This window comes from Streptomyces sp. NPDC047017, assembly GCF_040644175.1.
Lineage (GTDB): Bacteria > Actinomycetota > Actinomycetes > Streptomycetales > Streptomycetaceae > Streptomyces.
This window is the reverse complement of the sequence record NZ_JBEYVW010000010.1, coordinates 219011-232917: the sequence shown is the minus strand read 5'-3', so window position 1 is coordinate 232917 and position 13907 is coordinate 219011. Positions and strand designations below refer to the sequence as shown.

General features: G+C 71.7%; 14 protein-coding genes and 1 tRNA gene. 11 read left to right on the top strand and 4 right to left on the bottom strand.

All coding sequences use genetic code 11. The features are described from left to right. Positions 1-147 precede the first annotated feature (147 nt). On the top strand, positions 148-1290 hold the full coding sequence (locus tag ABZ858_RS19210; protein ID WP_361379557.1) for an SPFH domain-containing protein: 1143 nt from the start codon (positions 148-150) through the stop codon (positions 1288-1290). Between the two features lie 166 nt (positions 1291-1456). Continuing rightward, positions 1457-2062, top strand: a complete 606-nt coding sequence (locus ABZ858_RS19205) for a lytic polysaccharide monooxygenase (protein WP_361379398.1) — start codon at positions 1457-1459, stop codon at positions 2060-2062. A gap of 60 nt (positions 2063-2122) precedes the next feature. Here the strand turns inward: ABZ858_RS19205 and ABZ858_RS19200 are convergent. From ABZ858_RS19200 to ABZ858_RS19185, 4 genes are all read right to left on the bottom strand, one after another. Continuing rightward, positions 2123-2196: transfer RNA gene (locus ABZ858_RS19200), tRNA-Lys, on the bottom strand. An 83-nt stretch (positions 2197-2279) separates the two neighbouring features. After that, on the bottom strand, positions 2280-3287 hold the full coding sequence (locus ABZ858_RS19195; RefSeq protein WP_361379395.1) for a hypothetical protein: 1008 nt from the start codon (positions 3285-3287) through the stop codon (positions 2280-2282). An 8-nt stretch (positions 3288-3295) separates the two neighbouring features. Continuing rightward, entirely contained in the window at positions 3296-4000 is a 705-nt protein-coding gene (locus ABZ858_RS19190; RefSeq protein ID WP_361379392.1) for a hypothetical protein, read from the bottom strand. Between the two features lie 31 nt (positions 4001-4031). Beyond that, the gene (locus tag ABZ858_RS19185) at positions 4032-5075 is read right to left on the bottom strand and encodes a peptidoglycan DD-metalloendopeptidase family protein (RefSeq protein ID WP_361379389.1); all 1044 of its coding nucleotides are present in this window, start codon (positions 5073-5075) and stop codon (positions 4032-4034) included. Positions 5076-5264: 189 nt separating this feature from the next. Here ABZ858_RS19185 and ABZ858_RS19180 point away from each other — a divergent pair, with 189 nt between their 5' ends. From ABZ858_RS19180 to ABZ858_RS19140, 9 genes are all read left to right on the top strand, one after another. Next, positions 5265-5822, top strand: coding sequence for a DUF6668 family protein (locus tag ABZ858_RS19180; protein WP_361379554.1), 558 nt, complete (start codon positions 5265-5267; stop codon positions 5820-5822). Beyond that, positions 5819-6106 (top strand): hypothetical protein, encoded by a 288-nt coding sequence (locus ABZ858_RS19175; RefSeq protein WP_361379386.1) that lies wholly within the window; start codon positions 5819-5821, stop codon positions 6104-6106. Before ABZ858_RS19180 ends, ABZ858_RS19175 begins: the two co-directional genes overlap by 4 nt. A gap of 185 nt (positions 6107-6291) precedes the next feature. Further along, positions 6292-6591, top strand: coding sequence for a hypothetical protein (locus ABZ858_RS19170; RefSeq protein WP_361379383.1), 300 nt, complete (start codon positions 6292-6294; stop codon positions 6589-6591). 35 nt (positions 6592-6626) lie between these two features. Next, on the top strand, positions 6627-7394 hold the full coding sequence (locus tag ABZ858_RS19165; RefSeq protein WP_361379380.1) for a hypothetical protein: 768 nt from the start codon (positions 6627-6629) through the stop codon (positions 7392-7394). Position 7395: 1 nt separating this feature from the next. After that, positions 7396-8598, top strand: a complete 1203-nt coding sequence (locus ABZ858_RS19160; RefSeq protein WP_361379377.1) for a hypothetical protein — start codon at positions 7396-7398, stop codon at positions 8596-8598. A gap of 116 nt (positions 8599-8714) precedes the next feature. After that, positions 8715-10208: an SCO6880 family protein gene (locus ABZ858_RS19155; protein WP_361379374.1), complete on the top strand. Its 1494-nt coding sequence runs from the start codon at positions 8715-8717 to the stop codon at positions 10206-10208. A 29-nt stretch (positions 10209-10237) separates the two neighbouring features. Further along, positions 10238-11701, top strand: a complete 1464-nt coding sequence (locus tag ABZ858_RS19150) for an ATP/GTP-binding protein (RefSeq protein ID WP_361379371.1) — start codon at positions 10238-10240, stop codon at positions 11699-11701. After that, positions 11698-13458, top strand: a complete 1761-nt coding sequence (locus ABZ858_RS19145; RefSeq protein ID WP_361379368.1) for a TraM recognition domain-containing protein — start codon at positions 11698-11700, stop codon at positions 13456-13458. Before ABZ858_RS19150 ends, ABZ858_RS19145 begins: the two co-directional genes overlap by 4 nt. Next, positions 13455-13907: a DUF4913 domain-containing protein gene (locus ABZ858_RS19140; protein WP_361379365.1), complete on the top strand. Its 453-nt coding sequence runs from the start codon at positions 13455-13457 to the stop codon at positions 13905-13907. Before ABZ858_RS19145 ends, ABZ858_RS19140 begins: the two co-directional genes overlap by 4 nt.

The window sequence follows — 13907 nt, the reverse complement described above, 5'->3', positions numbered from 1 at the left end:
CCGGGGCGCCGGACCTGCCTCCGGGAGCTTCCGTCCATCATTCGTCCATCATTCGGGCCGTCAGACATGCGTATTTTCAGCCGGGTTGTGACACTGATCAACGTGCACAGGTCCGGACAAGTCCGCATGGAGTGTGACGTGGATCGCATGGAGCTACCGGCCGACCGGCCGCACCGTTCCTTCCCCCGGCTCATCCAGAACGAGGCGACCACCGAGATCCCCTTTCACCTGCTCTTCCGGGACGATCCCGGCCCGGCCGCGGGGCACGGCGCCGGGAGTGGGGGCGGGGGGCACCTTTCACCGGCCCCGGTGGCGCTCGGCCCCGCGGTGGTCGGCAGCAGGCGGGGCACGGGCGAGCAGCCCCGCTTCCGCCGCCGGGTGCCGTCGCCGGCCCGCCCGGCGCCCGGCGTGGATGCCGCGCTGGTGGAACGGCCGGCGCGGGCGCTGCCGGGGGCGGCCGGGGTGCTCGCCGGGGCCTGCGGGGCGGCGGGCTGTGTCCTGACCTCCTGGTGGGCGGGGGCGCTGCCGCCGCTCGCGGCCCAGGCGCTGCGGCTGCCGCAGGCCGCGGGCACCGGGCTCGGCCTGCCGCAGTGGGCGGCGTACGCCGGTGCCGGGGCGCTCGGGCTGCTCGGCTTCGGCGGGCTGGCCCGGGGGCGGACCGGGCGGGCCTGGGTGCTCGGCCTGTTCGGCCGCTACCGGGGGACCGTCTGGCGCACCGGGCTGATCTGGGTGAACCCGCTGGTGCCGCGCCGCCGGATCGACGTACGGCTGCGGCACTGGCGCAGCGACCCGCTGCCGGCCACCGACGCGGACGGGATCGCGCTGCGGGTGGCGGTGCTGGTGGTGTGGCGGGTGCGGGACACGGCGCGGGCGGCGCTCGGGATCGACGACCACGAGGCGTATCTGCGCGCCTGTGTGGAGGCCGCGCTGGCCCGGGTGGCGCTGCGGGCGCCGGGCTGCGGCCCGGGTGCCGCGCAGGCGGCCGGGGACGCGCTGACCCGGCTGGTGGCGCGGGAGGTGGGACCGGTGGGGCTGGAGGTGTGCGCGGTGCGGCCGGCCCGGATCGAGTACGCCCCGGAGATCGCCGAGGCCATGCACCGGCGGGCCGTGGCCGTCCTGGACGCCCGGGAGCGGGCCGGCGCGCTCACCTCGGTGGTGGACTCGGTCGAGGACACCGTGACCCGGCTGGCCGTGCGCGGGCTGGTCGACCTGGACGACGGCGCGCGCAAGGTGCTGGTGCGCGACCTGACGGTGGCCTTCTGCGCGGGCCGCCGGGAGACCTCGCGGTGAGGGGTCCGGCGGCCCGTCCTCCGGCGATCCCGGGAAACTCCCGGGATTGGTATGGACATGCTCAAGTGGCCGCAATAACCTGAGCTTGGTCTAGACCAAGCTCAGGTACCTCGTGCACGCACAGCACAGCTCTCCCCGACCTCCCCACGTCTTCAGGAGCGGCAGCATGCGCACCAAGGCCAAGTTGTACGCGGCCGTGCTGGGGCTCACCACCGCCGGAGCCTTCGTGCTCTCCACCGGTGGCGCCAGCAGCCACGGCTACACGGACCTCCCCATCAGCAGGCAGAAGCTCTGTGCCAACGGCACGGTGAGCGGCTGCGGCTCCATCAAGTGGGAGCCGCAGAGCGTCGAGGGCCCCAAGGGCTTCCCGGCCTCCGGACCCGCCGACGGGCAGATCTGCTCGGGCAACCACACCGAGTTCGGCGACCTGGACAGCCCCCGGACCCCCTCGGGCGGCGCCTGGCCCACCACCCAGGTCACCGGCGGCCAGAGCTACACCTTCCGCTGGCAGTTCACGGCCCGGCACGCCACGACCGACTTCAAGTACTACGTCACCAAGCAGGGCTGGAACCAGAACCACGCCCTGACCCGCGCCGACCTCAACACGACCCCGTTCCTGACGGTCCCCTACGGCGGCAAGCAGCCCCCGGCCACCCTCAGCCAGTCCGGCACCCTGCCCACCGGCCTGAGCGGCCACCACGTGATCCTCTCGGTCTGGACGATCGCCGACACGGGCAACGCGTTCTACGCCTGCTCGGACGTCACGTTCTGAGCGTTCCCGGGGCGGACGACGCGAAAGGCCCCTCGCTGCTGCGAGGGGCCTTTCATCAGGTGCGCCGCCAGGGACTCGAACCCCGGACCCGCTGATTAAGAGTCAGCTGCTCTAACCAACTGAGCTAGCGGCGCATGACTCCCGCCGTCCGCTTCCCGCGGCCGGCGACGAAGAAAATAATACCCGGTCCCGAGGGGTGCTCTGACCACCTCGGGGATCAGTGGGGCGCGGTCCGGACGCGTTCGGCGAGGCGGCCCATGCGGGCACGGGCCGCTTCGAGCTGGGCGCGGTCGGCCGCGGCAGGGCCGCCCCCGGTGGCGAGCTCGTCCCACAGGGCGATCAGTTCACGGCCCAGGTCGAGCCCCTGTGCGGGGTCCCGCAGGGCACGCCAGGCGGCTGCCGCGCTCTGCACACCGGCGACGGCCCGCTCGTCCCCCTGGCGCAGACGGGCCCTGGCGAGGTCCATGGACAGGGTGAAGGAACGCCGGGCGTCCCCTGCCAGATAGGCGATGTACGCGGCGAGCTCACGCAACTGGAGCACCTCCGGATGCTCCGGGCCCAGCGTCTGGGAAGCCGAGGCGATGCTCTGCTCGGCCATCGCCGCGGCCGACTCGATCCGTCCCCTGCTCACCGCCTCGTTGATCCGCTGGACAGGCTCGGCCAGCAGCGAGGGTGCCGCGGATGCGGAGGAGGGCGCGTCCTGCGCGGACCTGACCGGGGACGCCGCTTCCGGTGCCGAAGCGGTTTCCTCGCCGACCGGGTCCGGAACCGCCCGCGACGTCCCCTCCGCCTCCTCGTGCCGCTGAAGCGCCGGAACGGCCATGGCCGCCGGGGTGTGCGGGTCCTCGTGGGCCGCCGCCTCCGGTACCGCGAGGGCGTGCGCGAGCGGGATCGCGGAAGTCGCTCCCGCGACCAGTGGGACGGGCTGCCCGGCGAACGCGCTCGACCCGTCGGCCGACACCTGAATGGGGGTGATGTACCCGATCCGCTCGTCGTGGACGGTGGCCGACACGGGGTGGCCGGTGGCGAGCACCAGGCGGTGCAGATAGTTCAGCACCGCCTCTTCCACGCTCTCGCTCGACCCCACGGCGACGGGCAGCCCGCCCACCGTGGCGCTCTCGTCCGTCGGGACGTGCACGTCGATGGGGCGCAGCCCGGACGCGGGCAGCGGTGCCTGCTCGTGCCCGCTCTGCTGGCGCTTGCGGCTGCGACTGAATCTGGACATCGGTTCCCTCACCGGGCGGAAGTGTCAGAGGAGGAGCCGGCGGACGCCGACGGCACGCTGCCGCTCGGCGGCGTCACGGCGTCGACGACGGTCGCGTCGTCGACACGCCACGGTCGGCCGGCAGAAGAACGCACCAGCTTCACATAGGCGTTGAGCCGCGGCCCCACGCCTGACCAGCCGTCCCGGCCGTGTGCGGTTCCCGCGACGACGAGGGAGCGGTAGGCGATCGTCTCGCTGTCGCGTGGCGCGTCGTCCTCCAGTTCACCGCTCACGGTCACGGTGGTCCAGGCGCGGTGTCCGGCCCAGGTGTTCCACTCGTTCCCCGGGCCGCTCGCGGGGTGATACGCGCGCTCGGCGGTCAATCTGCGCTCCGTGAGCCAGCGTGCCGCGCGCAACATGGCGTCGTGCGGACTCGTGTCGTACACGGTGTCGTAGCTGTAGGCCGTCTCGGCCCATGCCTTGGACACCGCGTCGGCGTCGTTGTCGTTCACGACGCCCGGGGCCGCCACGTGCGCGTCGGGTCCCAGCGGCCTTCCGGCCGGTGGGGGCGCCTTGGCGACGAAGGACGGCTCCGCCGAACCCGTGCCACCCTGTCCGGTACCCGCCACCCGGTGGTCCGGCAAGCCGCAACCCGTGAGCAGGGCGAGGCCGGCGACCACCGTGAGCAGGCCGGTCGCGGACCGCCGACCGGCCCGTACGACGCCTGACCCCATCACGTCTGTCCCCCCTTCCTGTTCCGGCACGTCACTTCAGCCCCAGCCATGGAGCGGGGTTCACATACTGGCCGTTCACCATGACCTCGAAGTGGGCATGCGGACCGGTCGAGTAGCCGGTGGAACCCACCGCTCCGACCTGCTGTCCCACCTTGACCTGCTGCCCCACCGAGACGCTGATGGCCGACATGTGGTTGTACGTCGTCGAGATCTGCTTGCCGTCGATGGTCCCGTGCGAGATCACCACACGGTTGCCGTAGCCGTTGGCCCAGCCCGCGGACGTCACCTTGCCGTCCAGGGCGGCCAGGAACGGCGTACCGGCCGGCACACCGAAGTCGATGCCGGTGTGCAGCTTGTAGACGTGCAGGATCGGGTGCATCCGCATCCCGAACGGCGAGGTGACCGGCGGGTTCCCGCGCAACGGCATGGCCATCTTCTGGCCCGGCGGAACCGCGCCGGGGGTATCGCCCACCGAGGCGTACTTGGGTATCAGGGACTTGATGCGGGCGACATAGTTCTGGGTCTCGGTGTACGGCGGCATGCCGTGGTACTGCTCGATCGCTCCCGGCCCTGAGTTGTAGGCGGCCAGTGCGAGGTCGAGGGTCTCGCCCGATGCCTTGCCCCGGCTCTTGTACCCGTCGACGCTTCTGGCGAGGCCGCAGTCGTACCGTCCCTGAGCCATGATCGCGTCGGCCGGATCGAAGGGTGAGGCGCGTCCGTTCCCGTCCTCGTCTCTTCCCCATGACGGCCACGTACCGGGCATGAACTGGGACAGGCCCTCGGCGCCGACCGGCGATACCGCGGCGGGGTTCCACCCGGACTCGGCCTCTATCTGGGCAGCGATGACAGCCGGTTTGATCACGTCGCACTGAGCGCCCGACTTGAGGATCCACGGCACGTACTCCGGCTTCACCGAACCGCTCTTCAGGCCCCCGCCCACGCTGTTCCCGTCGTTCCCGTCGTCCTGGGCATTCACGTCACCGCTGACCGCGACCATCATGATCACCGGCAGCATGACCGCGGCAAGGGCGCCACCGATCACCCAGGCCGCAGCCCCTCCCCCGCTCTTCGACATCTGCTCCCTCAGTGCCAAGTAAACTGCTCACGCCGCCGGTTGAGTCTCCCCGACAACGAAGTGCGCGTTCGTAACCACCCGGTTACGAACTTGTCCCAGGGCATCACACAGTGCTACCTATCACTCCTGTGCCAGTGATGATTGCACTGTTAGGGGTGCCAATCATGCCTCGGGGGAGATGAGTTGTCGGTGCAAGGTGGGCCGCGGGGCGGCCCTGAGGTCTGGACCCGTGGTCCGTTCACGCCACCGGGGTCACCGGAGTCACCGGTGCGCCCGATACCGGCCGCTGACACGCCGTCTGCTCATCGGCGGCTGGCCTGGGTGGCCGCACACGGCGGGGCGGGTGCCACCACGCTGGCCACGGTCTTCGGGGGATTCGACCCGGATGGTGACTGGCCCCGGCCTGACCGGGGGGAGCCGGACGGAGTCCTGCTGGTGGCCCGCACGCACGCCGCCGGGCTGCAGGCCGTGTCACGGACTCTCGACGCCTTCCGGCGAGGTGAACAACCACGCGGGCTCGAACTGGTCGCCGTCGTGCTGGTCGCCGACGCTCCCGGGCGGCTGCCGCGGCCGTTGCAGCAGCGGATCAAAGTGATCGGCTCGGTGGTGCGGGTCCATCGAGTGCCCTGGGTGCCCGCCTGGCGCACCGGGGACTTCACGGCTCCTCCGCCGCGGGAGGCATCCGGTCTGGCGGCACTGGCTGCCGAGCCGCCGGTACGAGACGTACGCATGAGGAGCGACGGATGAACGCCGGAGTGATGATGGCCGTCACCATCGCGTCGTACACCCCGCCCTCTGCGGTCACCACCCCGCTGGACAGGGTCCTCGGCTACATCGCCTGGCTGGTCACCGCGGCGGGGGTGGCCGGGCTGATGATCGTCGGCAGCCGCATGGCCATCGCGCTCAAAACGGGAGACGCGGAGGAGCACCTGCGCGAGTACCTCATCGTGATGGGGGCGTGTGTCATCGCCGCCTGCGCCGGGCCGCTCGTGCAGTTCGTGGGCCTGGACTTCTGGAACACGTCCGGCTGAGCGATGGGCTGATACGGGAGCCGGTCTCCCTTCCCGCCACGAGCACGTCACGGTGCGGCGGAAGAACCTCACGGATACCGCCCGCGGGCCGGCCGGCTCGTCAGGCTCCTCGCCCCTGTGCCACACCAACTTGAGACCCAAGCACCACATCGGCTCTTCGGCCGATCCAATCGGGGAGGACTTCCATGATCCAGGCACTCGCTGCCAAAGCCCACGCACATCTCGTTCTCGCGGGCGGAGCGGTGCCCAACCCGTCCCGTAACGCCCCGGACGCGCTGACCAGCAAGGTCGACAAGGTCCTCGGCATCCTGGCCTGGGTCGGTACCGCGGCGGGTGTCGCGGGTGTGCTGATCACCGGCGCGATGATGGCGGTCTCGATGCGCCGTGGCGAGGGCTCGGAGCACATGGGCCGGCTCGGCATGGTTCTCGGCGGTTGTGTCCTGGTGGCCACCGCCGGTCCTGTCGTCACCTTCGTCTTCGGCTGATCCGGTCACGGCCCGCACAGGAAGGAAACATCGGCATGTTGAACTCCGGTCGGCCCCGTGGGGGCAGCGGAGAGTGGGAGCAGCCGTTCTGGCAGCAGCGGGGCTGGATCCTGTCGGCCGGGTTCGTGCTGGTGCTGCTCGTCCTCGCCGGCTTCACGCTGCTGAACCAGGGCGACGACGGCACTCCGGACGCCTCCGGTTCGCCCGCCCCGAGTCGAAGCGCTTCTCAGGGCGGTGGGGGCGGCAAGCAGGACGACCGGCCTGCCGGGTGCCGCACCGATGACAGTGACCAGGCAAAACCGACAGCGCCACCGAAGGACTTCTCGTGGAAGGCTGACGGGACCGGTCTGGTCCCCGTGTCCAGGACCGCGGGTCCGCTGAAGTTCGACGGGGCTGTCTGGTCCTGCTACGCGCACACCCCGATGGGTGCGGTGCTCGCTGCCCAGGCCATCACCGACCACTTCAACTACCCCGGCTGGCGCGAGGTGGTGAACCGGCAGGTCGTGCCGGGCGCGGGTCGGGACGCTCTGGTCGCCGGCCGCTCCAAGGAGAAGGACAAGCCCACTTCCGGCCAGGCCGACGCCGGTGGCTACGCCGGATTCACGGTCCTCTCCTACGACAGCCGGACGGCAACGGTGATGATCCTGGTACGCGGCCCCAGCGCGGGTGTGTACGGTGCCGCCTCGATGACGGTGCACTGGCAGGACGGTGACTGGAAGGTCGCTCCCGACCCGGACGGCACGGTCTATTCCGGGACGTCACAGGTGAGCGGCACCAACGGCTTTGTCACCTGGGGGAGCTGAGATGTCCTGCAGCTGGAAGGTGTACGACTGCGTCAGCGACGGTCTCAAGTGGGGCCTGTCCGAAGGGGGAGAGCAGCTCGCCAACGGCGGTGTCGAGGCTTTCGCCAAGGCGATCGGCGACGCGACTGCGGAGACGCTGAAAGCGCTCAACGGCGTCTGGATGCATATCAAAGGGGGGGATCCGGGGCAGCCGACCACTGCCATCCACGACATGACCGGCTGGCTGGTCGGATACGTGGCCGTGGGGTGCCTGCTGGTCGCCGCCGCCAAAATGGCGCTCGACCGAAGAGGCCAGCCCATGAAGCAGGCCTTCATGGGGATGTGGAAGGTCCTCCTGGTCGGTGGACTCGCGGTGCCGGTGGTGCAGGCGCTCACCACTGCTTCCGACAAGTACGCGGAGGACGTCTACGCGAAGTCCGACCTCGGCGACCAAGCCAGCAAGATCCTCGGCGTGATGTCCCTGGACGCGCCCGGCCTGGTCCTGATCTTCGGACTGCTGGTCATGTTGTCGTCCTTCGTGCAGATCTGCCTCATGTACATCCGCATCGGGGTGCTGATCATGCTGGTGGGCACCTTGCCGCTCGCCGCCGTGTCCTCCATGACCGGGTGGGGCGAGGGCTGGTGGAAGAAGCACACCGGCTGGCTCGCGGCCTGGATCCTGTACAAGCCGGCTGCGGCGCTGATCATCTATTCCGCCACCGCCATGACCAAGGACACGAAGAACCTCAATCAGACCATCGCCGGCATGGGCATGCTCATCCTGTCCGTCTTCGCGCTGCCCGCCCTGCTCAAGCTGATCGTTCCCGCGACCGCCGCGCTGGGCAGTACCTCGGGCGGCACCGTCACGCTCAACGCCGTCAACAACCTGGCCAGCGGGGCGGTCAGTATCGCCTCCGGCGGGCTGGGCGGTGGCGGGGGCGGCGGTGCGGGCCGCTCCGGCGCCGCGGGCCCGGAGGGCTCCCCGTCCTCCGGGGCCGGCGCTTCGGCGCCCGCTCCGACGGCGGGCGCGGGCGGCGGTGCGGGCGGCGGAGCCGGCTCGGGAGCCGCCGGCGCGGCGGGGGGCGCGGCCGCCGGTGCCGCGACCGGTGGCGCGGCCGCGGCCGTACAGGCCGCCGCGGTCGTCGCGCAGACCACCGTGGCCGCGGCCAGCGAGGTGGCCCACTCCCTGGACGACAACGACGGGATGAAGGGCCACAACCAGTAGGAGACACCGAGTCCCGGACTCCGCGGCCGGGCCGGACACCACGTGCCCGGCCCGGCCGCCCCCGCCCCGCCCTCACCCTGCCCCGCTGAAGCCGGAAGACCGGAAGAAGGAACCCCATGTCGACCGACGCCCTGACGCGTCCTACTTACGGGAACTGGCGGCGTCCCCGCCGCCCCGGCCTCGGCCCCCTGGGCCTGCTCGGAACCGTCGTTGCCTTCGGCGGTCTGCTCGTGGCGCTGCTGGCTTCGCTGGTCTCCCTGGCGGCGGCGATCGTGGTGCTGGTACCCACAGCACTCTTCCTCGCCCCGTTGGCGCTTCGCACGGCGGACGGGCGCAACGTCTATCAGGTCCTCGCCCTGCGCATCGGCTGGATGAGACGGAAGGCGAACGGCTCCACCACCTACGTCTCCGGTCCGCTCTCGCGGCGCCCCGGCGGCCGGTTCCAGCCGCCCGGGCTGCTCGCCCGTACGAAGATGCACGAAGGCCGGGACGCCTACGACCGCCCCTTCGGCGTGATCCATCACCCGGGCCGCAACCTGTACACGCTGGTCCTCGCCTGCGAGCCGGACGGCGGCTCGCTCGTCGACCCGCAGCAGGTGGACGTCTGGGTCGCGTCCTGGGGCGACTGGCTGTCCAGGCTCGCCCATGAACCCGGCCTGCGCGGCGCCCAGGTCGTCGTCGAGACCGCCCCCGACACCGGCACCCGGCTCGCCGCGGAGGTCCTGCCCCGTATCTCCCCCGACGCCCCTGCCGCCGCCCGGGCCGTGATGGAGGAGGTGGTCGAGCGCTATCCGACCGCGTCCTCGGAGATGCACACGTACATCGCCCTCACCTACGGTCCCACCGGCGGCCCCAAGCGCGATGTCGACGACGTGGTCACCGACCTGTCCATGCGGCTTCCCGGACTGCTGTCCGGGCTGGTCGCCGCGGGCGGCGGCTCGGCGTACCCGCTGTCGGCCGACCGGATCGCCGAGGTCGTGCGGGTGGCCTACGACCCGGCCGTCGCCCCGGACGTGCTCAGTGCCCGCGCCGAGCACACGACCACCGGCCTGGAGTGGGAGGACTCGGGCCCGGCGGCCGCGGTCGAGACGGTCACCGCGTACAGGCACGACTCCGGCGTCTCCCGTACCTGGCAGCTGACGCTCGCGCCGCGGGGCACCGTCCGCTCCAGCGTGCTGCGCGGCCTGCTGGAACCGGCCCCCGGCACGCGCCGCAAGCGCGTCTCGCTGGTCTACCGGCCGATCGATCCGGCGACCTCCGCCCGCATCGTGGAGTCCGACCGGCGCGCGGCCCACTTCATGGCGACGTCGCGCGGCGGTCTCGTCCAGGCCCGGGCCACCTCGGAGATCAGGGCGGCCGAACAGACCGCCGCCGAGGAGGCGTCCGGTGCCGGTCTGGTCGAGTTCTCGCTGATGGTGACGGTCACCGTCGACGACGAGCAGGGGCTCCAGGACGCCGCGATCACCGTGCGCAACCTCCAGGCGTCCTCGCGCATCCTGATGCGCCCGGCCGACCGCATGCAGGCGTCCGCCTTCACCTGCACGCTGCCCGTGGGCGTCCTGCCCTGGGAGCACACTCTCGTTCCGTACCAGATCAGGGAGGCCCTGTGAGCGGGAAACAGCGTCCCCAGCGTCCCACCGTGGCACCGCCGCGCGGCTGGTACGGAGCGGGCGGCGGCCAGGTCGGCCACCTCGATCCGCCCACGATGTGGCGGGCGACCACCGTGCAGGCGTGCGGTCTGTGGCCCTTCGCGGCCGGTTCGGGCGCGCCCATGACCGGCGTACCGCTCGGCCAGCATCTGCACACCGGCGCCACCGTGTGCGGCGATCCCATTTCCTGGTTCACCCGGGCCCGGTACATCTCCAACCCCTCCCTGTTCATGCTCGGCATGCCGGGCCTGGGCAAGTCGACCCTGGTCAACCGGATCCTGATCGGCCTGGTGGCGACCGGCGTCACCCCGCTGGTGCTCGGTGACCTCAAACCCGACTACGCGGACACCGTCCGGGCCCTGGGCGGTCAGGTGATCTCCATCGGGCGGGGTGTCGGCGGTATCAACGTGCTCGATCCGGGTGCGATGGGCCAGGCCGCGGTGCGGATCGGTGGTGAGGCCGGGCGGGTCCTGGCCGCGGAGGCACACGGACGTGTCCTCAACATGGTCGCCGCGCTGATCACGATCGTGCGCGGCCGGCCGATGGACGACCACGAGCAGTCGGTGCTCTCCGCCTGCCTGCACCACCTGACCGAACGGACCGAACGGGGCCGTGCCCCGCTGCTGCCCGATCTGCTGCGGGTACTGGACGAAGGACCCGACCGGGTACGCGCGGTGACCCTGGACCGCGGCAACGTCGCCCGCTACCAGGAAGCGGTCGACCCACTGCACCGCTCACTGCTCGGTGTCCTGGACGGCCCCCTGGGCGACACGTTCGCGTCCGAGACGTCGACGAGGATCGACCCGGCTTCGCCCGCGGTGTGCGTGGACATCTCCCGGATCGGCGAGGCCGACACCCAGCTGACCGCGGCGGCGATGCTCGCCGCCTGGTCCGACGGCCTGGGCACGGTGGCGGCCGCGCACGCGCTCGCGGACGCCGGACTCGCGCCGCAGCGTTGGTTCTTCACCGTCCTGGACGAGTTGTGGCGTCCGCTGCGCGCCGCGTCCGGCATCGTGGAGCGGATCGACGCACTGACCCGGCTCAACCGGTCCCTCGGGCTCGGCGACGCGAAGATCACGCACACACTCAAGGACGCCGAGGCGCTCGGCAGCGAGGCCGACCGGGCCAAGGCGCGCGGGTTCGTGGAGCGCGCCGGCATGGTGGTGTGCGCGGGGCTGCCGCGCGCCGAGATGCGGGAACTGGGCGACATCGTCGGTATGTCGGAGCGGGAGATCGAACTGGTCTCGTCGTGGTCGTCGCCTCCGGGCTGGGCGAGCACCGGAGGCCACGAGGAGCCGCCCGGCCGAGGCCGCTTCCTGATCAAGGTGGGCGGCCGTCCCGGCATCCCGATCAAGGTGTCGATCACCGACACCGAACGCACCCTGCACAACACCAACACCCGCTGGACCGGCAACAAACTGAACCTCCCGCAGCAGATGGAGGCTCCGAGGTGAGCACGCCGCGCCCCGGGCGCAGGGGCCACTCGTCCGGAGACGACCTGCTGCCGTGGATCATCCCGGGCGTCGCCGTCCTCGTCGGCGGTGCCTTCGCCGGCGCCTGGCTGGGCGGCTCGCTGGGCGCGGCCGTGTCCGGCGCGGGCTGGGACCCGCCGCCGTTCTCGCTGCGGACGCTGGCGACCCTGGTCCAGGACGGCCCCGGCGCGGTCTGGCCGAAGGCGTCGAGTGCGGCGGTGACGGCCGGCATCGGCACGGTCTTCGGGCTGTTCGTCGCCGTCGTGATCGGGCTGATCGTCCTGGTCCGGGGCCGGACGGCCCGCCCCGCCGGCCTCGCAGGACGCAAGGAGCTGGCCGGCCTGCTGCCGAAGGGCGCGGCGGCCCGCGCCCGCGAGCTGCGCCCGTCACTGTCCGAGGCCGCCAGGCTGCACGCCGACGAAACGGGCAATCTGCTGGGGAACCTGGAGCCCGGCGGTCCGGAACTCAGATCCAGTTACGAGGACGTGGAACTGGACCTCATGGCACCGCGCGCCGGCAAGTCGACCGGCATCGCCGTGCCACGCGTCCTGCGCGCCCAGGGCAGCGTGCTGCTGACCTCCAACAAGGCGGACGTCTACAGCGTCACCCGGGCCGAGCGCGAACGTGCCGGACGTGTCTGGGTGTTCGACCCGCAGGGCATCGCGCACACTCCGCGCGAGATGTGGTGGGACATGCTCGCCGACGCGGCCACCATCGAGGGCGCACGGCGTCTCGCCGGCCACTTCGTCGGGGCGGTCAACGACGACGCGACCAAGCGGGACTTCTGGATCTCGGCCGCGCAGAACACGCTCACCGCCCTCTTCCATGCCGCCAACCGCGGGAAGCGGGGTGTGGGGGAGGTGCTCGCATGGCTCGCGGACCCGGCCGACCGTACACCCGTCGACCTGCTGCGCGACGCGGCCATGCCGGCTCTCGCCGATCAGCTGCACGGCACCGTCCAGGGTGCGGTCGAGACCCGGGACGGCATCTACGAGACGGCCCGCCAGTGCGTGGCCTGCCTCCTCGACCCCGCCATCGCCGCCTGGGTGGCTCCGGACCCGCGCAGGCCGCAGTTCCGGCCGGAGCAGCACGTCCTGGCCAAGGACACCCTGTACCTGCTGTCCAAGGACGGCGGCGGCTCGGCCGCCGGTGTCATCGCCGCGATCGCGGACTCGGTGCTGCGTGCGGGCGTGGTCGCCGCCGAGCGTCTGGGCGGTCGTCTCGATCCGCCGATGACGGCCGTGCTCGACGAGGCTGCCAACGTCTGCCGCATCTCCGACCTGCCCGATCTGTACTCCCACTTCGGTTCGCGCGGCATCAACGTCGTCACTTTGCTGCAGAGCTACCGGCAGGGCGCGCGAGTCTGGGGAGAGGCCGGGATGGACGCCCTGTGGGGGGCGGCCACCATCAAGCTGCTGGGCGCCGGCCTGGACGATGCCGACTTCGTCGAGAAGGTGTCCAGGCTGGTCGGCGAACACGACGTGTCGACAGTCAGCTACTCCAAGAGCAAGGACGGCCGCTCCCGCTCCACCTCGTACCGGCTGGAGCGCATCCTGCCCGCCGACCGCATCCGCGCCCTGCCCAAGGGCACCGCACTCCTCCTGGCGACCGGGACCAAGCCCGCCCTGATCCGGCTGCGCCCCTGGTACGCCGAGCCCGGCGCCGACCGCATGCAGGCCGCGGCCCGGGCCGAAGTCGAAGCCATCACCACCCGCGCTGTGGAGAAGACCGTCCGATGACCGAGACCACGCCACCGTCCCAGGAACAGCCCGACGCGCCGCCGTTCATCTTCTACATGGACGGCGAGGAGTACCTCCGGGAGCTGCGCACCCTCACCACCTGGGTCTCCGACCTCCTGCTGCCCCTCTACGGCCGCGAGGCCACCTCGCAGCAGCCCTGGTGCCCCCGCTGGTGGGAGCACCTGGAGGCCATTGCCAGACTGCATGCGCTGTGGCTGGCCTGGCAGGAGTGCACCGGCGCGGCGGCGGGCGCCTCGGGCCCGTCCGCGTGGCACCGTGACCACCTCGGCCCCGCGATGGCGGAACTGCGCTCCGCCACCGGCCCGTTCGCGGGCTGCAAGGAGGGGGGCCACCGCGCCAAGGCGGTGCCCGCGGTGGAGCCCTACGACGGAGGAAACGGCGCCGGGGGCACCGGCGAGCCCGATCCGTACGAAATCAGCCTGTGGTAG

Bases quoted from the DNA above. Each gene is read 5' to 3' on its own strand.
- ABZ858_RS19210 (WP_361379557.1), top strand. From the start codon at position 148: ATGGAGCTACCGGCCGACCGGCCGCACCGTTCCTTCCCCCGGCTCATC.
- ABZ858_RS19205 (WP_361379398.1), top strand. From the start codon at position 1,457: ATGCGCACCAAGGCCAAGTTGTACGCGGCCGTGCTGGGGCTCACCACC.
- ABZ858_RS19195 (WP_361379395.1), bottom strand. From the start codon at position 3,287: ATGTCCAGATTCAGTCGCAGCCGCAAGCGCCAGCAGAGCGGGCACGAG.
- ABZ858_RS19190 (WP_361379392.1), bottom strand. From the start codon at position 4,000: ATGGGGTCAGGCGTCGTACGGGCCGGTCGGCGGTCCGCGACCGGCCTG.
- ABZ858_RS19185 (WP_361379389.1), bottom strand. From the start codon at position 5,075: ATGTCGAAGAGCGGGGGAGGGGCTGCGGCCTGGGTGATCGGTGGCGCC.
- ABZ858_RS19175 (WP_361379386.1), top strand. From the start codon at position 5,819: ATGAACGCCGGAGTGATGATGGCCGTCACCATCGCGTCGTACACCCCG.
- ABZ858_RS19170 (WP_361379383.1), top strand. From the start codon at position 6,292: ATGATCCAGGCACTCGCTGCCAAAGCCCACGCACATCTCGTTCTCGCG.
- ABZ858_RS19165 (WP_361379380.1), top strand. From the start codon at position 6,627: ATGTTGAACTCCGGTCGGCCCCGTGGGGGCAGCGGAGAGTGGGAGCAG.
- ABZ858_RS19160 (WP_361379377.1), top strand. From the start codon at position 7,396: ATGTCCTGCAGCTGGAAGGTGTACGACTGCGTCAGCGACGGTCTCAAG.
- ABZ858_RS19155 (WP_361379374.1), top strand. From the start codon at position 8,715: ATGTCGACCGACGCCCTGACGCGTCCTACTTACGGGAACTGGCGGCGT.
- ABZ858_RS19140 (WP_361379365.1), top strand. From the start codon at position 13,455: ATGACCGAGACCACGCCACCGTCCCAGGAACAGCCCGACGCGCCGCCG.